22 protein-coding genes and 5 tRNA genes are annotated in these 21,510 nt (G+C 69.7%); 17 read left to right on the top strand and 10 right to left on the bottom strand.

Going from position 1 to position 21,510, the window contains the following annotated elements:
* Nucleotides 1-101: 101 nt before the first annotated feature.
* From ACOKM3_RS14800 to ACOKM3_RS14785, 4 genes are all read right to left on the bottom strand, one after another.
* Nucleotides 102-689: a GTP-binding protein gene (locus ACOKM3_RS14800; protein ID WP_266714485.1), complete on the bottom strand. Its 588-nt coding sequence runs from the start codon at nt 687-689 to the stop codon at nt 102-104.
* Complete coding sequence (locus tag ACOKM3_RS14795) at nt 670-1,080, bottom strand: DUF742 domain-containing protein (RefSeq protein WP_328632288.1); 411 nt, start codon at nt 1,078-1,080, stop codon at nt 670-672. Before ACOKM3_RS14795 ends, ACOKM3_RS14800 begins: the two co-directional genes overlap by 20 nt.
* A 172-nt stretch (nt 1,081-1,252) precedes the next feature.
* Complete coding sequence (locus ACOKM3_RS14790; RefSeq protein WP_306318913.1) at nt 1,253-1,666, bottom strand: roadblock/LC7 domain-containing protein; 414 nt, start codon at nt 1,664-1,666, stop codon at nt 1,253-1,255.
* A gap of 9 nt (nt 1,667-1,675) precedes the next feature.
* Entirely contained in the window at nt 1,676-5,725 is a 4,050-nt protein-coding gene (locus ACOKM3_RS14785) for a sensor histidine kinase (RefSeq protein WP_426900651.1), read from the bottom strand.
* Nucleotides 5,726-6,298: 573 nt separating this feature from the next.
* Between ACOKM3_RS14785 and ACOKM3_RS14780 the strand changes: the two genes are divergently transcribed.
* The 9 genes from ACOKM3_RS14780 (at nt 6,299) to ACOKM3_RS14740 (ending at nt 10,305) form a co-directional block, all read left to right on the top strand.
* Nucleotides 6,299-6,487: a hypothetical protein gene (locus tag ACOKM3_RS14780; protein ID WP_426900649.1), complete on the top strand. Its 189-nt coding sequence runs from the start codon at nt 6,299-6,301 to the stop codon at nt 6,485-6,487.
* Between the two features lie 94 nt (nt 6,488-6,581).
* Nucleotides 6,582-7,367, top strand: a complete 786-nt coding sequence (locus ACOKM3_RS14775; RefSeq protein WP_426900648.1) for a fumarylacetoacetate hydrolase family protein — start codon at nt 6,582-6,584, stop codon at nt 7,365-7,367.
* Nucleotides 7,351-8,850, top strand: coding sequence for a glutamate--tRNA ligase (gene gltX / locus ACOKM3_RS14770; RefSeq protein WP_426900646.1), 1,500 nt, complete (start codon nt 7,351-7,353; stop codon nt 8,848-8,850). The genes ACOKM3_RS14775 and gltX overlap by 17 nt, the downstream gene beginning before the upstream one ends.
* Before the next feature lie 87 nt (nt 8,851-8,937).
* Nucleotides 8,938-9,690: an HAD family hydrolase gene (locus tag ACOKM3_RS14765; protein WP_426900644.1), complete on the top strand. Its 753-nt coding sequence runs from the start codon at nt 8,938-8,940 to the stop codon at nt 9,688-9,690.
* An 89-nt stretch (nt 9,691-9,779) separates the two neighbouring features.
* Nucleotides 9,780-9,851, top strand: a tRNA-Gln gene (locus ACOKM3_RS14760).
* Between the two features lie 42 nt (nt 9,852-9,893).
* Nucleotides 9,894-9,966: transfer RNA gene (locus tag ACOKM3_RS14755), tRNA-Glu, on the top strand.
* Between the two features lie 62 nt (nt 9,967-10,028).
* Nucleotides 10,029-10,101: transfer RNA gene (locus tag ACOKM3_RS14750), tRNA-Glu, on the top strand.
* 38 nt (nt 10,102-10,139) lie between these two features.
* Nucleotides 10,140-10,211 (top strand) — tRNA-Gln (locus ACOKM3_RS14745).
* 21 nt (nt 10,212-10,232) lie between these two features.
* Nucleotides 10,233-10,305, top strand: a tRNA-Glu gene (locus ACOKM3_RS14740).
* Between the two features lie 192 nt (nt 10,306-10,497).
* On the opposite strand, the gene ndgR is transcribed toward ACOKM3_RS14740, so the two are convergent.
* Nucleotides 10,498-11,214: an IclR family transcriptional regulator NdgR gene (ndgR, locus tag ACOKM3_RS14735; RefSeq protein WP_266714499.1), complete on the bottom strand. Its 717-nt coding sequence runs from the start codon at nt 11,212-11,214 to the stop codon at nt 10,498-10,500.
* A 189-nt stretch (nt 11,215-11,403) separates the two neighbouring features.
* Here ndgR and leuC point away from each other — a divergent pair, with 189 nt between their 5' ends.
* From leuC to ACOKM3_RS14715, 4 genes are all read left to right on the top strand, one after another.
* Nucleotides 11,404-12,828 (top strand): 3-isopropylmalate dehydratase large subunit, encoded by a 1,425-nt coding sequence (gene leuC, locus ACOKM3_RS14730; RefSeq protein ID WP_426900642.1) that lies wholly within the window; start codon nt 11,404-11,406, stop codon nt 12,826-12,828.
* Between the two features lie 5 nt (nt 12,829-12,833).
* On the top strand, nt 12,834-13,427 hold the full coding sequence (gene leuD / locus ACOKM3_RS14725; RefSeq protein ID WP_426900640.1) for a 3-isopropylmalate dehydratase small subunit: 594 nt from the start codon (nt 12,834-12,836) through the stop codon (nt 13,425-13,427).
* A gap of 319 nt (nt 13,428-13,746) precedes the next feature.
* Nucleotides 13,747-13,986 (top strand): SCO5555 family protein, encoded by a 240-nt coding sequence (locus ACOKM3_RS14720; protein ID WP_266714505.1) that lies wholly within the window; start codon nt 13,747-13,749, stop codon nt 13,984-13,986.
* A gap of 131 nt (nt 13,987-14,117) precedes the next feature.
* On the top strand, nt 14,118-14,801 hold the full coding sequence (locus ACOKM3_RS14715; protein WP_425829104.1) for an HU family DNA-binding protein: 684 nt from the start codon (nt 14,118-14,120) through the stop codon (nt 14,799-14,801).
* Nucleotides 14,802-14,909: 108 nt separating this feature from the next.
* Here the strand turns inward: ACOKM3_RS14715 and ACOKM3_RS14710 are convergent, their stop codons facing one another.
* Entirely contained in the window at nt 14,910-15,122 is a 213-nt protein-coding gene (locus ACOKM3_RS14710) for a hypothetical protein (RefSeq protein ID WP_327671735.1), read from the bottom strand.
* 13 nt (nt 15,123-15,135) lie between these two features.
* Nucleotides 15,136-15,771: a 2-phospho-L-lactate guanylyltransferase gene (gene cofC / locus ACOKM3_RS14705; protein ID WP_426900637.1), complete on the bottom strand. Its 636-nt coding sequence runs from the start codon at nt 15,769-15,771 to the stop codon at nt 15,136-15,138.
* Between the two features lie 121 nt (nt 15,772-15,892).
* Between cofC and ACOKM3_RS14700 the strand changes: the two genes are divergently transcribed.
* From ACOKM3_RS14700 to ACOKM3_RS14690, 3 genes are all read left to right on the top strand, one after another.
* Nucleotides 15,893-16,684: a lysophospholipid acyltransferase family protein gene (locus ACOKM3_RS14700; RefSeq protein ID WP_426900635.1), complete on the top strand. Its 792-nt coding sequence runs from the start codon at nt 15,893-15,895 to the stop codon at nt 16,682-16,684.
* Nucleotides 16,681-17,691: an NAD(P)H-dependent glycerol-3-phosphate dehydrogenase gene (locus ACOKM3_RS14695; RefSeq protein ID WP_327661425.1), complete on the top strand. Its 1,011-nt coding sequence runs from the start codon at nt 16,681-16,683 to the stop codon at nt 17,689-17,691. The genes ACOKM3_RS14700 and ACOKM3_RS14695 overlap by 4 nt, the downstream gene beginning before the upstream one ends.
* A gap of 92 nt (nt 17,692-17,783) precedes the next feature.
* A complete protein-coding gene (locus ACOKM3_RS14690; RefSeq protein WP_426900633.1) occupies nt 17,784-18,947 on the top strand; it encodes a D-alanine--D-alanine ligase family protein in 1,164 nt (387 codons plus the stop codon).
* Between the two features lie 35 nt (nt 18,948-18,982).
* Here the strand turns inward: ACOKM3_RS14690 and ACOKM3_RS14685 are convergent, their stop codons facing one another.
* Both ACOKM3_RS14685 and ACOKM3_RS14680 read right to left on the bottom strand, forming a co-directional pair.
* Nucleotides 18,983-19,492: a DUF3515 domain-containing protein gene (locus tag ACOKM3_RS14685; RefSeq protein WP_426900631.1), complete on the bottom strand. Its 510-nt coding sequence runs from the start codon at nt 19,490-19,492 to the stop codon at nt 18,983-18,985.
* A gap of 20 nt (nt 19,493-19,512) precedes the next feature.
* Nucleotides 19,513-19,746 carry an Lrp/AsnC family transcriptional regulator gene (locus tag ACOKM3_RS14680; RefSeq protein ID WP_016642988.1) on the bottom strand — a complete coding sequence of 78 codons (234 nt, stop codon included), beginning with the start codon at nt 19,744-19,746 and terminating at the stop codon, nt 19,513-19,515.
* A 242-nt stretch (nt 19,747-19,988) separates the two neighbouring features.
* Here ACOKM3_RS14680 and ACOKM3_RS14675 point away from each other — a divergent pair, with 242 nt between their 5' ends.
* Nucleotides 19,989-20,957 (top strand): thiamine-phosphate kinase, encoded by a 969-nt coding sequence (locus ACOKM3_RS14675; protein WP_426900629.1) that lies wholly within the window; start codon nt 19,989-19,991, stop codon nt 20,955-20,957.
* 129 nt (nt 20,958-21,086) lie between these two features.
* On the opposite strand, the gene rpmB is transcribed toward ACOKM3_RS14675, so the two are convergent.
* Complete coding sequence (rpmB, locus tag ACOKM3_RS14670) at nt 21,087-21,272, bottom strand: 50S ribosomal protein L28 (protein WP_266714523.1); 186 nt, start codon at nt 21,270-21,272, stop codon at nt 21,087-21,089.
* Nucleotides 21,273-21,510: the final 238 nt, after the last annotated feature.

The following is a 21,510-nucleotide window of genomic DNA, read 5'->3' as shown; positions in this document are numbered from 1 at the left end:
GGCGTGTCAAAGGCCACAGGAGGCGCCGAATGGGCTACGACAACTGCCGTATGGATCCAGCCACTTGCTGACCGAGATCTGACCGTTTTTGACAGGCGTCGCTACTTCAGGCGGGCCATGAGGGCGTGCTCCACCAGCGTGATCAGGCCGCTCTTCGCGTCGGCGCGGTGCCGGGCGTCGGTGGTGATGATCGGGGTGTCGGGGCCGATCTGCAGAGCCTCGCGCACCTCTTCGGGGGCGTACGGCTGATGCCCGTCGAAGCCGTTGAGGGCGATGACGAAGGGCAGCCCGGAGTTCTCGAAGTAGTCCACGGCCGGGAAGCAGTCGGCGAGGCGGCGGGTGTCGACGAGGACGACGGCGCCGATCGCGCCGCGCACCAGGTCGTCCCACATGAACCAGAAGCGGTCCTGTCCGGGCGTACCGAAGAGGTACAGGATCAGGTCCTGGTCGAGCGTGATGCGGCCGAAGTCCATGGCGACGGTGGTCGTCGTCTTGTCCCCGGTGTGGGTCAGGTCGTCGATCCCGGCGCTCGCCGAGGTCATCACGGCCTCGGTGCGCAGCGGGTTGATCTCGGAGACCGCCCCGACGAACGTCGTCTTGCCGACGCCGAAGCCGCCCGCCACCACGATCTTCGCCGAGGTGGTGGCACGGGCGGTTCCCACGGAACCGTCAGAGCTTGCGAAGTCCACTGAGCACCCTTTCGAGCAGAGTCACGTCCGGCGCACCGCCGTTGGCCTCGTCGCCGCCCGGCTGGTGGATGGCGACGAGCCCGGCCTCGGCCAGGTCCGCGACGAGGATCCGGGCCACGCCGAGCGGCATCGACAGCAGCGCCGAGACCTCGGCCACCGACTTCACCTCGCGGCACAGGTGGCAGATGCGCTGGTGCTCAGGCAGCAGCGTCATCAGGGCCGCGGGGTCGGCCGTCGTGCTCACCAGCGCCTCGATGGCGAGCTGGTAGCGCGGGCGGGTCCGGCCACCGGTCATCGCGTAGGGGCGGACCAGGGGCTGGTCGCCCTCGAAGCCGTACCCGGCGTGGGCGGTGGCGCCGTACGGGTCGTGTGAGTCGGTGGGCGGGGTCATGGATCCTCCGGGCGGGACGACAAGTGCGGGGGCCTGCCGTCTGAGGGTGGGCCGGTGGGGGGATTGTGACGGCGGAATATCGGGGTGTGGGGATTGCGTGCGCTGACTGGATTCCGGGGCTGCCGATGAAGCAGACTGCGGGGGTGGCCGGGGTTACCGGCCGTTACGGGCCTCAGTGCAGCAGGCTGCCCTGGAGCTCGGCGCGCAGATCCGGCGTGAGCACCGAGCCCGCCCGGTCGACCATCAGCGCCATCTCGTAGCCGACGAGGCCGATGTCGCAGTCGGGGTGCGCGAGCACGGCGAGCGACGAGCCGTCCGAGATGGACATGATGAAGAGGAAGCCGCGCTCCATCTCCACGACCGTCTGGTTCACCGGGCCGCCCTCGAAGATCCGGGACGCGCCGGCCGTGAGCGAGGTGAGACCCGACGCCACGGCCGCCAGCTGGTCCGCGCGGTCGCGCGGGAACCCCTCGGACATCGCGAGCAGCAGCCCGTCCGCGGACACCACGACCGTGTGCGAGACACCCGGCGTGTTGTCCACGAAGTTCGTGATCAACCAGTTCAGGTTCTGTGCCGCCTGGCTCATCTGGCTCAACTAACGCTCCTGCTGGTGAGTGGGGCGGGGGTAGCTGCCGGTGTTGCCGGCCTGCCGCCCCTGCTGAATGCCCCGACGGAGATTGGTCAGCCGACCGCGCACCTCGTCGGGCGCGCGCGAGACCTGGGGACCGGTCTGAGTCTGCTGCTCCTGAGCGGTGCCCGCCACAAGGTTCGCCCTCGGCACACGGCGGGGCAGACCGGAGTGGGTGACGCCGCCCGCGGCGGGCTTGCGCACCCGCTCGGCCTGGCGCATCAGGTCGTCGTTCGGTGACTGCCGCCAGTTGGCCTCGGCCGGGTCCGGGGACGCGGCGGGGCGCGAGGGGGCGGCCGAGGGAGCCTGGGCCTGCGGCCGCTGCGGGAGACCCTGATCGGGGCGCCCGGCCGGCGACTGCATGCCCTGGCTGCGGCCCTGGCCGTTCTGGTTCCGACCGTTCTGGCTCTGACCCTGGCCCTGGCTCTGACCCTGGCCCTGGCTCGGGCCTTGGCCCTGGTTCTGACCCTGGCTCTGGCCGTTCTGGCCGTGGAACCAGTTCGTCTCCAGCGTGTCGTACAGCGGCGTACGGCCGTCCCCGCCCGAGTTGTCGCCCGGCGGCAGGAAGTCCTCCTGCGAGGGCTGCGCCGGGATGCCCTGGCCCTGAGCGCCGTTGCGCTGAGGCGGCTTCGGGGGCGTGAACTCGAACTGACCGGTGGCCGAGCGGCCCTGGGGCGCCTGGGGCGACTGGGGCTGCGCGTACTGGCCGGTGTTCGCCGGGTCGCTCGGCGGCCGGTTGTACTGGCCGGTGCCGGACGAGGGGTCCTGCGGGCGGGGGAAGCCGCCGCTGTCGGACGGGTCCTGCGGCTGGTTGAACCGGCCGGTGGCGGACGGGTCCTGGACGCGCGGGAACTGGGCGGTGCTCGACGGCTCCTGCGGGTTCTGGAACTGACCGGTGGCCGACGGGTCGCCCGGCGCCTGGTTGTACTGGCCGGTGCCGGCCGGGTCCTGCGAGCGCGGGAACTGGCCCGCGCCGGACGACGGACCCTGCGGCTGCGCGAACCGGCCGGTGGCCGACGGGCCGCCCTGCTGCTGGTCGTACTGACCGGTGGCGGACGGGTCCTGCACACGCGGGAACCGATCGGTGCCCGGGTCCTGCGGACGCTGGTGCCGGCCGGTGCCCGACGGGCCGCCCTGCGGCTGCTCGAACTGGCCGGTGGCGGACGGGTCCTGACGGCCGGTCAGGCCGCCGTCCCGGAAGCCGTTCGCCGCGTCGGGGCCGCCGGTGTTGCCGTCACGCGGGCCGAAGACGTCCGAGCGGACGAACTGGCCGGAGTCCTGCGCCGGGCCGCGGCCACCCTGCCGGGGCGGACCCTGGCGGTCGTCGCGGACGCGCGGGAACTGGGCCGTGGAGTCCGGCTCGTCGTGACCGCGCGGAGCGTCCAGGTTCGGCTGCGCGTTCTCGTCGCTCCAACTCGGCGTACGGGGCTGCGGGTTGCCACCCGGCAGCTCGGCACGCGGGCCACCGCGCGGGGGCAGCACCGGGCGCCGGCCACGCGGCTCGTTGGGGTCGCTGTGGGTGCGCTGCTGCGGCGGCACGGGACCGCCGGGCGCCTGCCCCTTGCTGAACGCGTCGGGAGCGGAGGGACCGGAAGGGTTGGAAGGACCGGACGGACCCGAAGGACCGCCGGCGGAACCGACCGGCGCCTGCGGGCCACCGCCGCGCCCGGGCAGCGCCGCACGCGGCCCACCCGTACCGGCACCGACCTGCGGCCGCCCGCCGGGGGCACCGGAGCCACCGCCGAGGAGACCGGCGGGACCACCGGCGTTGCCGGGAGCCTGGCCGCGCCGCGCGGCGGCGACACCGGCCGCGGCCTGCGCGGCGGCCGGACCACCGGAACCACCGGGGCCGCCCTTGCCGGAAGGCTTCTTGCCGCCCTGCGCGACATCCACGGGAAGCATGACCAGCGCGGTCGTACCACCGGAGTCGGAGGGGCGGAGCTGTATGCGGATGCCGTGGCGCTGCGACAGGCGGCCGACCACGAACAGACCCATGCGACGCGACACCGAGACGTCCACGGTGGGCGGCGACGCGAGCCGCTCGTTGATCGCGGCGAGGTCCTCGGGGGAGAGGCCGATGCCGGTGTCGTGGATCTCGATCAGCACACGCCCGTCGGGCAGCGCGTGACCGGTCACCTTCACCTTGGTCTGCGGCGAGGAGAACGAGGTCGCGTTCTCCAGCAGCTCGGCGAGCAGGTGCACGAGGTCGTTGACGACGCGACCGGCGACGTCCGTGGCGGGCACGGCGGCCAGCTCAATGCGTTCGTACTGCTCCACCTCGGACGCGGCGGCACGCAGCACGTCGACGAGCGGCACGGGCCGGGTCCAGCGACGACCGGGCTCCTCACCGGCGAGAACGAGGAGGTTCTCACCGTTACGGCGCATGCGGGTCGCGAGGTGGTCGAGCTTGAACAGCGACGACAGCTGGTCCGGGTCGGCCTCGCGGGACTCCAGCTCGGAGATGAGGGAGAGCTGACGCTGGATGAGGCCCTGCGAACGGCGCGAGAGGTTGGTGAACATCGCGTTGACGTTGCCCCGCAGGAGGGCCTGCTCGGCGGCGAGACGCACGGCCTCGCGGTGCACGTCGTCGAAGGCCGCGGCCACCTTGCCGATCTCGTCGCGCGAGTGCACGCCGACCGACTCCACGGACGTGTCGATGTCCTGCGGGTCGGACTCGGACAGCTCACGGACCAGCTCGGGCAGGCGGTCCTGGGCGACCTTGGTCGCGGTGTCCTGGAGCCGGCGCAGCGAGCGGATCATGGACCGGGCCACGACGAAGGCGCCGACGAGCGAGACGCCGAGCACGAGCAGGATCAGCGCACCGTTGATGATGGCCGAGCGCTCGGAGGCGTTGCGCAGCTCGCGGGCCTGCTGCTCCATCTGATTGAGCAGCGTCAGCTCGATCTTGGACATTTCCTGGATGCGCGTGGTGTCCGCGTCGACCCAGTCCTTGTACGAGCGCTTGTCCTGCGTCTTGATGCCGTCGGTCTTCTGCAGCACGCGGTTCGCGTAGGTGTCCGCGGCCGTGATCGTGGAGTTGTTCTCCTCGATCGGCTTCAGCAGCTCCTGCGCGGGCACGGCGCCGTAGACGGCCTTGAACGACTGGAGCTGCGACTTCTGGTTCTCGGCCGCGGCGAGCCCGTACTGGCGGTCGGTCTCGGAGAGCTTCCCGAACCGCGAGCTGTTGGGCGGGAGCGCGGCCGCGATGATGGCGCGCTGCTCCGACGCGTACTCCTTCGCGGAGGAGAACGCCGCCAGCGCACGCGTGCGCTGGATCATCTCGGGGCTGCTGGTCGCCTGCGCCATGTCCGTGGACAGGGAGAGCAGCTCGTCGATGATCCGGCTGTAGGAGTCGACGGTCTGCGAGGAGTTCGACCTGTCCTCGTACGCCCCCTGCCGGATCTTGCTGAGGGTGTTCAGCTCGCTGGCGATCTGCACCGCGTGCTCGCGCACACCGTTGAGGCTGCCGGTCTCGCCGTCGGCCTTGATGTCGGTGGTGCTCTGCAGGAACGTGGTCTGGGCGCGGTTGGTCTTCTCCCGCGTCGACTTGACGTTGAAGTCCCTCGTCGACGAGCCGTTCGACAGCGGGCCCGCGGCCTGGTCGCGCTCCTCCTGGAGCGCCGACGCCAGCTCGGTGGCCTGCTTCGTCATCTCGGTCAGCAGCTTCATGTTGTCGAGCTGCTGGATGTCGTTCAGGGACTCGGCGATGCGCAGCGCGCCCAGCGAGGTCGCCGCGACCACGGGGAGCGCGAGCAGCGAGACGAGGCGCGTCGAGATGCGCCAGTTGCGCAGCGCCATCCGCGAACCGGGCCCCGTGGGGCCCTTGGGCTTCGCCGATGACGGCGTGCCCGAGCCGGAGGCGCCGCTCCTGCCGTCGGCCTCCGAGGTGTCGACGGACGCGGTGCGTCCCGGGTTCTGGGCGTGCGGGGGCCGGGTGCCGCCGGCTGTCGGGCCGGTCCCGCCGCGCGGCTCCGGCTCCGCCGCAGCGCTGCCATCCCTGTTCTTACGTCCCTGCACTAGCGTCGCAACCTCTGGACCAGGCGCCCCGCCCGTAAGCACGGACAAGACGGTGTCGGCGTCGTTCGGGGGGCGACCTGAAACGTCCCCCTTGGTCGTGAGTGACCGGCGCTGGTTCCCCCTCTCCGCCGCTGCTCGGCGCTGCTTTGCGCCCGTGCGCGCCGGTTCTGTACCTGCGGCGGTCCACGCGATTCCAGCACAGTGCAGGATCTCCAACAAGGCCCGTGGGGCCTGCCGCACCCTGCGTGACGCGACGTAAGAGGAGAGTCACGGGGCGTGCGACTCGACCTGCTTCAACCCGGTCATTACGGGACTTTCCGCGTACGCCAGGGGGGTGTCCCGGTCGCCGTGATCGGGAGCGGAATAGTGGCTTCAGTCGCGTAATGTCCGTTTCGCGGACGGGAGTTGGTGGCCCGAAGTGTCCTATTTGCGAGGTACCCCGTGAGCAAACTCACATGCGGGTGATCGCAACTTCCCGGCTTTCGGCGGGAATCAGATGTTTAGCCTGACGTTGAAAAGGGATGGCCCACCAGACTGCACATCAGACTACGGAGAAGGTTCCCGAGCACAGTCATGACGAAGACGATGATGTTCCAGAACATTGCCAACCCGCGGCGCACGACGCTGGCGCACCTCGCGGACGCCGACGAGATCCAGGCCGCGCCGGCCGTCCCGGAACACGCGGCGACGCTCCCCACGAACACGGCCAACCCCAAGCGCACGATCCTGATGAAGGCGCCGGAGACCGCCCCGGCGGCGTAACAACCGGGCCGACGGCGCAGGCCCCACCGCGTTAGCCTGGCTCTGTCACATCCCACCCGGGCCAACGCCAGAAAATAAAGGGGCGCAGCAGACCGTGCGCATCGCCAGATTCTCCATCGACGGGAACGTCGCCTTCGGCGCGGTCGAGGGCGACAAGCCAGACGAGCTCGTCCTCGACATCATCAAGGGCATCCCGTTCGCGGACTTCGAACTCTCCGGTACGAAGGTCCCGGTCAGCAAGGTCCGGCTGCTGCCCCCCGTGCTCCCGAACAAGGTGATCGCCTTCGGCCGCAACTACGCGGAGCACGCGAAGGAACTGGGCAACGAGGTCCCGGACACCCCCTTCGCCTTCTTCAAGCCGTCGACGTCGGTGATCGGCCCGGACGCCGAGATCCAGTACCCCGGCTTCTCCGAGGAGCTGCACCACGAGGCGGAGCTCGCCGTCGTCATCGGCCGCATGTGCCGCGAGGTCCCGCGCGAGCGCGTCAAGGACGTCATCTTCGGCTACACGGCCGCCAACGACGTCACCGCACGCGACGTACAGAAGCGCGAGAAGCAGTGGGCGCGGGCGAAGGGCTTCGACACGTCCTGCCCGCTGGGTCCCTGGGTCGAGACCGACCTCTCCCTGGAGCAGGCCTCCGACCTCACCATCCAGTGCACGGTCAACGGCCAGCAGCGTCAGCTCGGCCGCACGTCGCAGATGATCACGTCCATCGAGGACCTGGTCGTCAACATCTCCGAGGCCATGACGCTGCTCCCCGGCGACGTCATCCTCACGGGCACCCCGGAAGGGGTCGGCCCGCTCAGCGTCGGCGACGAGGTCGCCGTCAGCATCGAAGGCATCGGCACTCTCACCAACAAGGTTGTCAAGCGTGGCTAGCGCACCCGTCCCCTCCTCCTCCGTACGTGTCCGTTTCTGCCCCTCGCCCACCGGTAACCCCCACGTGGGCCTGGTCCGCACCGCCCTGTTCAACTGGGCCTTCGCGCGCCACAACCAGGGCACCCTGGTCTTCCGCATCGAGGACACCGACGCGGCCCGCGACAGCGAGGAGTCGTACGAGCAGCTCCTCGACGCGATGCGCTGGCTCGGCTTCGACTGGGACGAGGGCCCCGAGGTCGGCGGCCCGCACGCGCCGTACCGCCAGTCCCAGCGGATGGACATCTACAAGGACGTCGCCGACAAGCTCGTCGAGGCCGGCAGGGCGTACCCCTGCTACTGCTCCACCGAGGAGCTGGACGAGCGCCGCGAGGCGGCCCGCGCCGCCGGCAAGCCCTCCGGCTACGACGGCCACTGCCGTGACCTCACCGCCGAGCAGAAGGCCGCGTACGAGGCCGAGGGCCGCAAGCCCATCGTCCGCTTCCGCATGCCCGACGAGCGGATCACGTTCAACGACCTGGTCCGCGGCGAGATCTCGTACGAGCCGGAGAACGTCCCGGACTACGGCATCGTCCGTGCCAACGGCGCTCCGCTGTACACGCTCGTCAACCCGGTCGACGACGCCCTGATGGAGATCACCCACGTCCTGCGCGGCGAGGACCTGCTCTCCTCCACCCCGCGCCAGATCGCCCTCTACTGGGCGCTCAAGGACCTCGGCATCGCCAAGCTGGTGCCCGAGTTCGGCCACCTCCCGTACGTCATGGGCGAGGGCAACAAGAAGCTGTCGAAGCGCGACCCGCAGAGCAGCCTCAACCTCTACCGCGAGCGCGGCTTCCTCCCGGAGGGCCTGCTCAACTACCTCTCCCTCCTCGGCTGGTCCCTCTCGGCGGACCGCGACATCTTCTCCATCGACGAGATGGTCGCGGCCTTCGACGTCAAGGACGTCCAGCCGAACCCGGCCCGCTTCGACCTCAAGAAGTGCGAGTCGATCAACGGCGACCACATCCGCCTGCTCGACCCGAAGGAGTTCGCGGAGCGCTGCGCCCCGTGGCTGAAGGCCCCCTTCGCGCCGTGGGCCCCGGAGGACTTCGACGAGGCGAAGTGGGCGGCGATCGCCCCCCACGCCCAGACCCGCCTCAAGGTCCTCTCCGAGATCACGGACAACGTGGACTTCCTCTTCCTCCCGGAGCCGGTCTTCGACGAGGCGAGCTGGACGAAGGCCATGAAGGAGGGCTCGGACGCCCTCCTCGCCACGGCCCGCGAGAAGCTGGACGCGGCCGACTGGAACTCGCCCGAGTCCCTCAAGGAGGCCGTCCTGGCCGCCGGCGAGGCCCACGGCCTCAAGCTGGGCAAGGCCCAGGCCCCGGTCCGCGTGGCCGTCACCGGCCGCACGATCGGCCTGCCCCTCTTCGAGTCCCTGGAGATCCTGGGCAAGGAGACGACCTTCGCCCGCATCGACGCAGCGCTGGCGAAGCTCACCGCGTGACCACGCGCGCGTAGCCGTCTGTGCGTGTAGCTCTTGAAAGACCCGGAAGCCGACCGCTTCCGGGTCTTTCGGCGTTACGGTCATGACATGCCGCACAGCACCGCGATCAAGGCCCTGGGCACTGGCATCAAGGCCATCGTCTGGGACATCGATGACACGATCTTCGACTACGCGACGGCCGACACCGTCGGCATGCGGGCCCACCTCGACGCGGAGGGGCTGCTCGACGGCTTCGGGAGCGTCGAGGAGGCGCTCGTGCGGTGGCGGGCCGCCACGCGCGAGCACTGGGCCCGGTTCGAGGCGGGGGAGGCCGACTGGGAGGGGCAGCGCAGGGACCGCGTGCGCAGCTTCGTGGGGCGCGTCATGGAGGACGAGGAGGCCGACGGCTGGTTCGCCCGCTACCTCGGCCACTACGAGGCCGCGTGGAGCCTCTTCCCCGACACCGTCCCGGCCCTCGACACCCTCGCCGACGGCTACCGGCACGCGGTGCTGTCCAACTCCTCGCTGCACAACCAGGACCGCAAGCTCCGCGTACTCGGCGTGCGCGACCGCTTCGAGGCCGTCCTGTGCGCCGCCGAACTCGGCGTCGCCAAGCCCGAAGCGGCCGCCTTCCACGCCGTCTGCGAGGAGCTCTCCCTGGAACCTCACGAGATCGCGTACATCGGTGATCAGCCCGACACGGACGCCCGTGGAGCCGTCGACGCGGGCCTGAGCGGAATCTGGCTCGACCGCGCTGAACTGGGCGGCAGGCCCGAACTCGTACGCATCACAGGGCTCGGGCAACTGCCTGCGCTGTTGGCCGGGGATACCCGTTTTGGAGCGCAGTCCACCTTCGGGTAATGTTCTTTCTGCGCCAAGGGGAGCGGGCCGAAAAGCCCGGGTCCCGGAAGCGCAAGCCAAGCAAGATCCCCTCGGGGGTGGCGCTTCGGTGGCCTATGGTGTAATTGGCAGCACGACGGTTTCTGGTTCCGTTAGTCTAGGTTCGAGTCCTGGTAGGCCAGCTCGCAGAGCTCATCTGCAACCGTGGATATGGCGTCCACAAAGCCCCCGTTGTGTAGCGGCCTAGCACGCCGCCCTCTCAAGGCGGTAGCGCCGGTTCGAATCCGGTCGGGGGTACAGATCCTTCCCGTGAGGACAGTTCGGGTCGCACCCACTGACTTCAATGCAGGATCGCTAGGGCCCCCGTTGTGTAGCGGCCTAGCACGCCGCCCTCTCAAGGCGGTAGCGCCGGTTCGAATCCGGTCGGGGGTACGCACTGAGTTCGCAGGCCGCAAGGCCTTGAACTTCTGTGGTCTATGGTGTAATTGGCAACACTACGGTTTCTGGTACCGTCATTCTAGGTTCGAGTCCTGGTAGACCAGCTGATCACGTAAGTGGTCAAGGCCCCCGTTGTGTAGCGGCCTAGCACGCCGCCCTCTCAAGGCGGTAGCGCCGGTTCGAATCCGGTCGGGGGTACTCGCGAACGATCAAGGCCCTTCCCGAAGTCGGGAAGGGCCTTTTCGTATGCCGTGACATGTGCGGCCACACGTACGGGAGTTGAAGCACGGAAATTGAAGCCAGGAGTGGACAACTCCGGCCGGTCGCTGCGGCGTTGGAGCGACCGGCCGGGAACGGGCGGGGAATGTAAGGGCAGTTGGGGCAACCCGATCAACCGGTGCGGCGCAGGGCCTCGGAGAGGCGGCCCGCGGCGTCGATGATCGCCTGGGCGTGCATCCGGCCCGGGTGGCGCGTGAGGCGCTCGATCGGCCCGGAGACCGAGACCGCGGCCACCACGCGGTTGGAGGGGCCGCGTACGGGCGCGGAGACGGACGCGACGCCCGGCTCCCGCTCGCCGATCGACTGGGCCCAGCCGCGGCGCCTGACGCCCGACAGGGCCGTCGCCGTGAAGCGGGCGCCCTGGAGGCCCCGGTGCAGGCGCTCCGGCTCCTCCCAGGCCATCAGGATCTGCGCGGACGAGCCCGCCTTCATCGTGAGGGTGGAGCCCACCGGAACCGTGTCCCGCAGTCCGGAGAGCCGCTCCGCCGCGGCGACGCAGATGCGCATGTCGCCCTGGCGGCGGTAGAGCTGGGCGCTCTCGCCCGTGACGTCCCGCAGGTGCGTGAGCACCGGGCCCGCCGTCGCGAGGAGGCGGTCCTCGCCGGCCGCCGCCGAGAGTTCCGCGAGGCGCGGGCCGAGAATGAAACGGCCCTGCATGTCACGCGCCACCATGCGGTGGTGCTCAAGGGCCACCGCCAGGCGGTGGGCTGTGGGTCTTGCCAGTCCGGTGGCCGCGACAAGGCCTGCGAGGGTCGCGGGTCCGGACTCCAGAGCGCCCAGGACAAGGGCTGCCTTGTCCAGAACGCCGACGCCGCTACTGTTGTCCATGCGTCGATACTCCCGTCTCACTCTGTGAAACGCAAGTTCAATTTTCCGTGGAACTTGCCACCCTGTACGTCACACCGGCCCGCCGACCAACGGGCCCGGCCGTTGACGTCCGGTACGAGGGGTACGGGCGACGGCGATCCGAAATCTCTAGTTGGGCCGGCGCACCTCAAGCCGGCCGGAGGGAAAGCGATGGGTAGGACACTCGCGGAGAAGGTCTGGGACGACCACGTCGTCCGGCGCGCCGAGGGCGAGCCCGACCTCCTCTTCATCGATCTGCACCTGCTGCACGAGGTGACCAGCCCGCAGGCCTTCGACGGCCTCCGCCAGGCGGGCCGGAAGGTGCGGCGCACCGACCTCACCATCGCCACCGAGGATCACAACACCCCGACCCTCGACATCGACAAGCCGATCGCCGACCCGGTCTCGCGCGTGCAGCTGGAGACGCTGCGCAAGAACGCCGCCGACTTCGGGGTCCGCCTGCACTCGCTGGGCGACGTCGAGCAGGGCGTCGTGCACGTCGTGGGCCCGCAGCTGGGCCTGACGCAGCCGGGCACCACCGTCGTCTGTGGCGACTCCCACACCTCGACGCACGGCGCCTTCGGCGGCCTGGCGTTCGGCATCGGCACCTCGCAGGTCGAGCACGTGCTGGCCACGCAGACGCTGCCGATGTGGCGCCCGAAGACGATGGCGATCACCGTCGACGGCGAACTGCCCGAGGGTGTCACCGCCAAGGACCTGATCCTCGCCATCATCGCGAAGATCGGCACCGGCGGCGGCCAGGGCTACATCCTGGAGTACCGCGGCTCGGCCATCGAGAAGCTGTCGATGGAAGCGCGGATGACCATCTGCAACATGTCCATCGAGGCCGGTGCCCGCGCGGGCATGGTCGCCCCCGACGAGACCACCTTCGCGTACCTGGAAGGCCGTCCGCACGCCCCGCAGGGCGCCGACTGGGACGCCGCCGTCGAGTACTGGAAGACGCTGAAGACGGACGACGACGCGGTCTTCGACGCCGAGGTCTTCATCAAGGCCGACGAGCTGTCGCCGTTCGTGACCTGGGGCACCAACCCCGGTCAGGGAGCGCCCCTTTCGGCGAACATCCCCGACCCGTCTTCGTACGAAGACGCTTCGGAGCGGTACGCCGCCGAAAAGGCCCTGGAGTACATGGGGTTGGAGGCCGGGCAGGCGCTGCGCGACGTCAAGGTCGACACCGTCTTCGTAGGCTCGTGCACCAACGGCCGCATGGAGGACCTGCGCGCCGTCGCCGACATCCTCAAGGGCCGCAAAATCGCCGACGGCGTACGGATGCTGGTCGTTCCCGGCTCCGCGCGGGTGGGCCTGCAGGCCGTCGAGGAGGGCCTGGACAAGGTCTTCAAGGAGGCCGGCGCCGAGTGGCGCTACGCGGGCTGCTCCATGTGCCTGGGCATGAACCCGGACCAACTCGCTCCCGGCGAGCGCTCCGCGTCCACCTCCAACCGCAACTTCGAGGGCCGGCAGGGCAAGGGCGGCCGTACGCACCTGGTCTCGCCCCAGGTCGCCGCGGCCACCGCCGTTCTGGGCCACCTGGCCTCGCCGGCCGACCTGTCCGACACCCCTGTCGCCGCTGGAGTCTGAGAGTCATGGAAGCATTCACCACGCACACCGGCCGGGCCGTCCCGCTGCGCCGCAGCAACGTCGACACCGACCAGATCATCCCCGCCCACTGGCTCAAGAAGGTGACGCGGGACGGGTTCGAGGACGGGCTGTTCGAGGCCTGGCGCAAGGACTCCGAGTTCGTGCTCAACAAGCCCGAGCGCGAGGGCGCCACCGTCCTGGTGGCCGGTCCCGACTTCGGCACCGGCTCCTCCCGTGAGCACGCCGTCTGGGCCCTGCAGAACTACGGCTTCAAGGCCGTCATCTCCTCCCGCTTCGCGGACATCTTCCGCGGCAACTCCCTCAAGAACGGTCTGCTGACCGTGGTTCTCGACCAGAAGGTCGTGGACGCGCTGTGGGAGCTGGTGGAGAACGACCCGCAGGCCGAGATCACGGTCGACCTCCAGGAGCGCGAAGTTCGGGCCGAGGGCGTCACCGCGTCCTTCGAGCTGGACGAGAACTCCCGCTGGCGGCTGCTGAACGGGCTCGACGACATCAGCATCACGCTGCGCAACGAGGAGGACATCGCCGCCTACGAGGCGAAGCGTCCGGCCTTCAAGCCGCAGACGGTCCAGGTCTGAGCCGACCGGACTCCGACGGTTCCTCTCACGGATCCGTAGACCGGCAAGGCTTATTCAGGCCACATCCACAGGGCCCCGTACCCCCAATCGTGCACCGGTTGGGGGTACTTCTGTGTCCGGCCCCAAAGCCCCTCGAGGGCCCTGCGGGAGGGGGTGCCTGGACCTCCCAACTCCCTTGAATACCAGGGGTGTTCCAGGGGTACGCGTGTCTCGGAGGCACGCTGGGCGAGCACATCGTGCGAGGCTCCAGAAGGGCCTTCTGGGGCGGGAGTTGCACCCTGCGGAGGCGACAACTCGCCCCAGATGGCACAATCTGTGCATGGAACACGACGGCCAACTCCAGCTGTACGCGGCGGTCGCGGACCAACTCAAGGAAGCGCACGCCAGAGTGCGCACACTGCAAGTCCCGGAGGGCGTACGGATGGCGCTGACCCGGAAGCTGCTGGCCGTCACGGCCGCGGCCAAACACGATCTCGCCGGTGCGGCAAGGCGTCTGGAGCGATTCATGGCGGACCTCGACGACTTCGAAGAGGGCTCGATCACTGAAGAGGAACTCTGAGACTGTCCAGTTCGTTGCGGCACAAGGGTGATTAGCCCGTTTCGCGTTTGATTTGCGGTATATATCTGCCTAACGTGCGAAAAGCCGGTGCGAAAAAGATTCGCTCCGGCAATGTCTCCGAAGGGGAAGACGTGAACAAGGCGCAGCTCGTAGAAGCCATTGCCGACAAGGTTGGTGGCCGTCAGCAGGCCGCTGACGCCGTCGACGCCGTACTCGACGCCATCGTCCGTTCCGTGGTCAGCGGTGACCGCGTCTCGGTCACGGGCTTCGGTTCGTTCGAGAAGGTCGACCGCCCGGCCCGTTACGCCCGCAACCCGCAGACCGGGGAGCGCGTCCGGGTCAAGAAGACCTCGGTGCCGCGTTTCCGCGCCGGCCAGGGCTTCAAGGACCTCGTCGCGGGTTCGAAGAAGCTCCCGAAGAACGACGTCGCGGTCAAGAAGGCGCCCAAGGGCAGCCTGAGCGGCGGCGCTTCGGCGACGGTCAAGAAGGCGGCCGCCAAGAAGGCGACCACCGCCAAGAAGGCCACGGCCAAGAAGACGACGGCGAAGAAGGCGGCTCCGGCGAAGAAGGCCGCCACCGCCAAGAAGGCCACCGCGAAGAAGACGACGGCGAAGAAGGCGGCTCCGGCGAAGAAGGCCGCCACCGCCAAGAAGGCCACGGCCAAGAAGACCACCGCCAAGAAGGCGGCCCCGGCGAAGAAGGCCACCGCCAAGAAGACGGCGCCCGCCACGAAGGCCACGGCCAAGAAGGCGCCCGCCAAGAAGTCCACGGCGCGCAAGACCACCGCCAAGAAGGCCACCGCCCGCAAGAAGTAAGTCGCTTCTCGGGCGTACGCCACAAGGTTGCTCACGCGTCGGGCCGGGCTCCCTTCGGGGAGACCGGCCCGCGGTGTGTCCAGGGCCCTACGGGGCCCTGCCGGGTTTTCAGAAGGTCTGCAGGGTCACCAGCGTGATCCGCCGCGCGTCGGCCGCGCCCTCGGTGTCCTGCATCTCGATGCGCACCCGCTGCCCGGGGCGCAGCAGCCGCAGCCCGCCCGCGTCGAAGGCGGCGGCGTCGAAGGAGACGGGTGTGCCGTCGTCCAGGAGGACGCTGCCGGCACGGGTTTCGGAGTCGTACGTGTACGCGGTGGCCTGCATACGGGCAGCGTACTCAGTCCGGGATCAGGAGCCCCGCCGCGGCCCTCGCGGTGTGCGGGCCCACGCCGAGGGCGAGCGCAGCGCGCAGGTCCTCGCCGGTGTCGACGTCCTGGCGTACGGAGTGGACGCCTTCGAGGGGGAGTTCCGCGGCGCCGGACGCCGTGTGGCGGGCGCGCGACGCCCCGCCGAATGCGGGCAGCAATTCCGTGCCGGGGGCCGCGGACAAGAGCGTTGTGCCGATTCCGGCGGCATCGGGCAGAAATGCGCGGGGAAATGCGGCGGCCGTCGCGAGAACGCAGGCCAATTCGGAGGGGCGCAGAGCCGGCAGGTCGGCGTTCAGGGCGGCTATGGCGGCGGTCCGGCGTTCGGAGCGTACGAGCGCCTCCCCGTGCGCGAGAGCGGCGTTGAGGCCCGCCTGTGGGCTGTCCGGGACCACGTGGGCGCCCAGGGCCGCCAGTTCGCGCTCCGCGCGGGAATCGTCCGTGACGACCACCACATCCCGCACCGCGGTACAGGCCCGCGCGGCGGCCACGGTGTCCTGGGCGAACGCCAGGGCGAGGCTTGGGCGCAGGGCGTCTCCCGCTGTCGGGGCCAGTCTGCTCTTGGCCCGCACCAGCGGTTTCAGCGGTATCACCAGGGTCCACTGCACGCGCCTATTGTGACCTGTGCATGAGGTGCGGCTGTCCGTGCGGGCGTACGGTGTTCTCGACAGACCGGTGGGCCGGGCCGACACTTGTGCGGCCCAGGCCCCCCTAGAGGAAGGTGTCCGAGTGTCCCGCCGCAGAATCGGCTTCTGGTACCGCTTCGCCGCGGTCCTCTGCAAACCACCGCTGGTGGTTCTGTTCAAGCGGGACTGGCGTGGAATGGAGAACATTCCGGCCGACGGAGGCTTTATCACCGCGGTCAACCACAATTCGCATCTGGACCCGTTCCTCTACGCCCACTTTCAGTACAACACGGGACGGGTGCCGCGTTTCCTCGCCAAGCACGGCCTCTTCCGGAAGGGGTTCGTGGGCGCCGCGATGCGCGGCACCGGACAGATTCCCGTCTATCGCGAGTCCACGAACGCGCTGAGCGCCTTCCGTGCCGCGATCGACGCGGTGGAGCGTGGTGAGTGCGTGGCCTTCTATCCGGAAGGAACGCTCACCCGCGATCCCCAACTGTGGCCGATGACCGGAAAGACGGGCGTCGCGCGCGTGGCGCTGCAGACGAAGTGCCCGGTGATTCCGGTCGGCCAATGGGGCGCCACCGACGCGCTCGCGCCGTACTCCAAGAAGCCGAACTTCTTCCCGCGCAAAACGCACCATGTGCTCGCCGGTGAGCCCGTCGACCTCTCTCCGTTCTACGACAGGGAGATCACGCCCGATCTTCTGAAGGAGGTGACCGAGGTCATCATGACCGCGATCACCGCCGAGGTGGCGGAGCTGCGCGGCGAGAAGGCACCGGAGAAGCGCTACGACCCGCGTGAGGCGCGCATCCAGCAGCGCCGCAAGTTGCAAGGGGACAAGGGGAGTTCGGCCAGCCCGGCCGCGAGCGGTACGACCGAGGAGAGCAGCAAGTGACTCGACCCGTGAAGGCCGCCGTCTTCGGCACCGGCTCCTGGGGCACCGCCTTCGCGATGGTGCTCGCCGACGCGGGCTGCGACGTCACCCTCTGGGCCCGCCGCGCCGAACTCGCCGAGGCCGTCAACTCCACGCGTACGAACCCGGATTACCTGCCCGGCGTGGAACTCCCGGAGAACGTGCGGGCCACCACCGACCCGGCCGAGGCCGCTGCGGACGCCGACTTCACGGTGCTCGCCGTGCCCTCGCAGACGCTGCGCCAGAACCTGGGGGAGTGGGCGCCGCTGCTCGCCCCCGACACCGTCCTCGTCTCGCTCATGAAGGGCGTCGAGCTCGGTTCGGCGATGCGGATGAGCGAGGTCATCGAGGACGTCACGAAGGTCGGCGAGGACCGCATCGCGATCGTCACCGGACCCAACCTCGCGCGCGAGATCGCCGCCCGGCAGCCCGCCGCCGCGGTCGTCGCCTGCCGCGACGAGGCCGTGGCCCAGCGGCTCCAAGTCGCCAGCCACACCCCGTACTTCAGGCCGTACACGAACACCGACGTGATCGGCTGCGAGCTCGGCGGCGCGGTCAAGAACGTGATCGGGCTCGCCGTCGGCATCGCGGACGGCATGGGGCTCGGCGACAACACGAAGGGCTCGCTCATCACGCGCGGGCTCGCGGAGACGACCCGGCTCGGGCTCGCCATGGGCGCGGACCCGCTGACGTTCTCCGGGCTCGCGGGCCTCGGCGACCTGGTGGCCACCTGCTCCTCGCCGCTGTCGCGCAACCACACCTTCGGCACGAACCTCGGCAAGGGCATGACCCTTCAGGAGACCATCGCGGTCACCAAGCAGACCGCCGAGGGCGTCAAGTCCTGCGAGTCGGTGCTCGATCTGGCGCGCCGGCACGGCGTCGACATGCCGATCACGGAGACCGTCGTCGCGATCGTCCACGAGGGCAAGTCCCCGGTCGTCGCGGTGAAGGAGCTCATGTCGCGCTCCGCCAAGCCGGAACGACGCTGAGCGACGAGTCGGCACCAGGCCTACGACAACTGTGCGACCGGGGCTCTGCGGGCGCTGACTCTCGTACTACCAGCAGGTACGCTCAACGCGATATGAGCAGCGAGAACCTCCCCCAGAGCCCTGCGTCCACCGCAGGTGGGCCCAAGCCGCGTGTGGCCGTCGTCTTCGGTGGCCGCAGCTCCGAGCACGGCGTCTCCGTGGTCACGGCGGGCGCCGTGCTGCGCGCCATCGACCGCTCCAAGTACGACGTGCTGCCGATCGGCATCACGCGCGAGGGGCGTTGGGCGCTGACGGCGGACGATCCCGAGCGGATGGCCATCACCGACCGCCAGGTGCCGGACGTCGCCGATCTCGCCGAGTCGCCCGAGGGCGGCGTGGTCCTCCCGGTCGACCCGGGCACCCGCGAAGTCGTCTACAACGAGCCGGGATCGGTCCCCAAGGCCCTCGGCGAGGTCGACGTGGTCTTCCCCGTGCTGCACGGCCCGTACGGCGAGGACGGCACGATCCAGGGCCTCCTCGACCTCTCCGGAACCCCGTACGTCGGCTGCGGTGTGCTCTCCTCGGCCGTCGGCCAGGACAAGGAGTACATGAAGCGCATCTTCACGTCCTTCGGGCTGAAGGTGGGGCCCTACCTGGTCGTGCGTCCGCGTGAGTGGGAGCGGGATCAGGAGGGCGCCCGCCGCCGCGTCGCCGACTTCGTCGGGGACCACGGCTGGCCGCTGTTCATCAAGCCCGCGCGCGCGGGTTCGTCGATCGGCATCACGAAGGTCGACTCCTTCGAGGGGCTCGACGAGGCGATCGAGACGGCCCGTGAGCACGACCCGAAGGTGATCATCGAGGCCGGCATCGTCGGGCGCGAGATCGAGTGCGGGGTCCTGGAGTTCGAGGACGGGCCGCGCGCCTCCGTCCCGGCCGAGATCCCGCCTGCCGACTCCCACGCGTTCTACGACTTCGAGGCGAAGTACATCGACTCCGCGGCCGGCATCGTGCCCGCGCCGCTGAGCGAGGAGCAGACCGCCGAGGTCCGCAGGCTCGCCGTCGACGCCTTCGAGGCCATGTCCTGCGAGGGGATCGTGCGGGCGGACTTCTTCCTCGACGAGGACGGGGAGTTCGTCATCAACGAGATCAACACGCTGCCGGGCTTCACGCCGATCTCCATGTACCCGCGGATGTGGCAGGAGAGCGGAGTGAGCTACCCGGAGCTGGTGGACCGCCTCATCCAGGCGGCACTGCGCCGGTCGACCGGACTGCGGTAACCACAGCGGCAACCACAGCTTCCATGACAGGTGTTCTAGTCGGCGATCCCCTTGGGGATCGCCTTCTTGATGGGGGCTGCCAGGTCGACCAGGGAGCCCGCGCCGTTCTTGGTGACCTCGTCCTTGGGGATCGTCACCTCCACGAAGGCGAGGCGGCCGCCCGTCGTCATCCGCTGCGCGCCGTCGTCGAGTTCGTCCGCGACCCAGCCGACGCCGTCGATCGTCGCGGTGTTGCTGCTCGTCTTCAACGCCGCGTCGGGCCACGGCACGCCGCAGCGCAGTATGATCGCGGGGCTTCCCCACGCCGCGGTGAGCTCCGAGCCCGGTTCGGGATCGTTGCGCTCGAGTCCGTCGACCTTCTCCGGCAGGACCTCGTCCAGGTTCCGGCACAGCTTGGCGGCCTTCGCGTCCGGAGTGGGAACCGCCGCCTTTGGCGCCTCGTCCGAAGCGCAGCCCGCGGTGGCGATCAGCAAGGAGAGCGAGGGCACCGCGATGGACAGGCGGCTCAGCCGGCCGTGCCGGATCCGGTGACGATATGACTTCACCGGCACAGCGTAGACGGGGGCTACAGGTGGACGACCGGGCAGGTCAGAGTGCGCGTGATGCCGTCCACCTGCTGGACCTTGGCGACCACCATGCGACCCAGCTCGTCGACCGTGTCGGCCTGCGCGCGCACGATCACGTCGTAGGGGCCGGTGACGTCCTCGGCCTGGATCACTCCTGGAATCTTCCCGATCAGCTCGGCGACGGTCGACGCCTTGCCTACTTCGGTCTGGATCAGGATGTACGCCTGTACCACGGAACCTCCAGGGCGGCCACGAGGATCATCACGAGGATCATGTGGGGAGAAGGGACGCCACGTTATCGCGTCACCGCTCGCCGCGGGGAGACCCGGTGGCGGCTGTGGCGCCCCACGGACGTGGAAGGCAGGCCCGTGACACAAACCGTACCCATGACAGAGACGGCCCGCGACCGCAAGCGGGCCGGGGCATTCGGCCCTGGCGGCCGGCAGCGGACCGGGGCAGAAAGGGCAGCACGCGCATGAAGGGCACCGTCGGCGAGTTGGGGGAGTTCGGCCTCATCCGAGAGCTGACCTCTCGGCTCACCACCACCCCGGCCGTACGCATCGGTCCCGGCGACGACGCCGCCGTGATCGCGGCACCGGACCGCAGGGTCGTCGCCAGCACGGACGTCCTGCTGGAGAACCGGCACTTCAGGCGCGACTGGTCCACCGCGTACGACGTCGGGCGCAAGGCCGCCGCGCAGAACCTCGCCGACATCGCGGCCATGGGCGCCGTGCCGACGGCGCTGCTGCTCGGCCTCGTCGTGCCCGCCGAACTGCCCGCGTCCTGGCCCTCGGAGCTGATGGACGGGCTGCGCGACGAGTGCCAGGTGGCGGGCGCCGCCGTCGTCGGCGGCGATGTCGTACGCGGCGACACGATCACCGTGGCGATCACCGCGCTCGGCGACATGCAGGGCCACGAGCCGGTGACCCGGTCCGGCGCGCAGCCCGGCGACGTCGTGGCCGTTACCGGCTGGCTGGGCTGGTCCGCCGCCGGGTACGCGGTGCTCTCGCGCGGCTTCCGCTCGCCCCGCGCCTTCGTGGAGGCGCACCGCCGTCCCGAGCCCCCGTACGAGGCGGGTCCCGCCGCGGCCGGGCTCGGCGCGACCGCCATGTGTGACGTGAGCGACGGGCTGATCGCCGATCTGGGCCACATCGCCGAGTCGAGCAAGGTCCGCATCGACATCAAGTCGGGGCAGGTGGATGTGCCCACGCAGATGAGCGACATCGGCCAGGCCGTCGGCGTCGATCCGCTGCAATGGGTGCTGAGCGGTGGCGAGGACCACGCGATCGTGGCCACCTTCCCGCCGTCGGTGAAGCTGCCCGCCCGCTGGAAGGTGATCGGCGAGGTGCTCGGCCCCTCGGCGCTTTCCCAGGTGACCGTGGACGGGGCGCCCTGGACGAACCAGAGCGGCTGGGACCACTTCGGAGGCGAGATCGAGTCGTGAGCCCCGCCCCGGGGCCTGATCCACACGGCACGACAGGCCCCAGGGCACAAAAGGGCACAAAAAAGAGCCGGTCCCCGAGGGGACCGGCTCTTTAAAGCAACCAGCTAGGTGGCCGCGCTACGCGAAACGTCAGCGCGAGACCTTGCCGGCCTTGATGCACGAGGTGCAGGCGTTGAGGCGCTTCGGCGTCCCACTGATCACGGCACGCACACGCTGGATGTTCGGGTTCCAGCGACGGGGCGTACGGCGGTGCGAGTGGGAGATGCTGTTGCCGAAGCCCGGCCCCTTGCCACAGACGTCGCAGTTGGCAGCCACGGGTCACTCCAAAGACTTCAGATGCTCTTACGGTTGATCCCGGCATGCCGGGATCAGGATCGGAGGACTCTGAGTGGCGGTGCCAGGGGATGGCCCGACGAATATCGGGCAACCCGAGCAGCATACAACGGCTGCGTCGGTACAACGAAACTACCATGGCTGGTCGGGCGGCCCGCCCGGGCTCCGGACCAGGTCGGGACCGGCTCGTGGGCCGGGCCCTCTTTCCGGACGCTCACCT

Origin of the sequence: Streptomyces nidicola (genome assembly GCF_050106155.1) — a bacterium.
In the GTDB taxonomy this organism is placed as follows: Bacteria; Actinomycetota; Actinomycetes; order Streptomycetales; family Streptomycetaceae; genus Streptomyces.
This window is presented reverse-complemented; position numbering and strand designations above follow the sequence as displayed.

Bases quoted from the DNA above. Each gene is read 5' to 3' on its own strand.
- ACOKM3_RS14795 (WP_328632288.1), bottom strand. From the start codon at position 1,080: ATGACCCCGCCCACCGACTCACACGACCCGTACGGCGCCACCGCCCAC.
- ACOKM3_RS14790 (WP_306318913.1), bottom strand. From the start codon at position 1,666: ATGAGCCAGGCGGCACAGAACCTGAACTGGTTGATCACGAACTTCGTG.
- ACOKM3_RS14780 (WP_426900649.1), top strand. From the start codon at position 6,299: ATGACGAAGACGATGATGTTCCAGAACATTGCCAACCCGCGGCGCACG.
- ACOKM3_RS14765 (WP_426900644.1), top strand. From the start codon at position 8,938: ATGCCGCACAGCACCGCGATCAAGGCCCTGGGCACTGGCATCAAGGCC.
- ndgR (WP_266714499.1), bottom strand. From the start codon at position 11,214: ATGGACAACAGTAGCGGCGTCGGCGTTCTGGACAAGGCAGCCCTTGTC.
- leuC (WP_426900642.1), top strand. From the start codon at position 11,404: ATGGGTAGGACACTCGCGGAGAAGGTCTGGGACGACCACGTCGTCCGG.
- leuD (WP_426900640.1), top strand. From the start codon at position 12,834: ATGGAAGCATTCACCACGCACACCGGCCGGGCCGTCCCGCTGCGCCGC.
- ACOKM3_RS14720 (WP_266714505.1), top strand. From the start codon at position 13,747: ATGGAACACGACGGCCAACTCCAGCTGTACGCGGCGGTCGCGGACCAA.
- ACOKM3_RS14710 (WP_327671735.1), bottom strand. From the start codon at position 15,122: ATGCAGGCCACCGCGTACACGTACGACTCCGAAACCCGTGCCGGCAGC.
- ACOKM3_RS14690 (WP_426900633.1), top strand. From the start codon at position 17,784: ATGAGCAGCGAGAACCTCCCCCAGAGCCCTGCGTCCACCGCAGGTGGG.
- ACOKM3_RS14675 (WP_426900629.1), top strand. From the start codon at position 19,989: ATGAAGGGCACCGTCGGCGAGTTGGGGGAGTTCGGCCTCATCCGAGAG.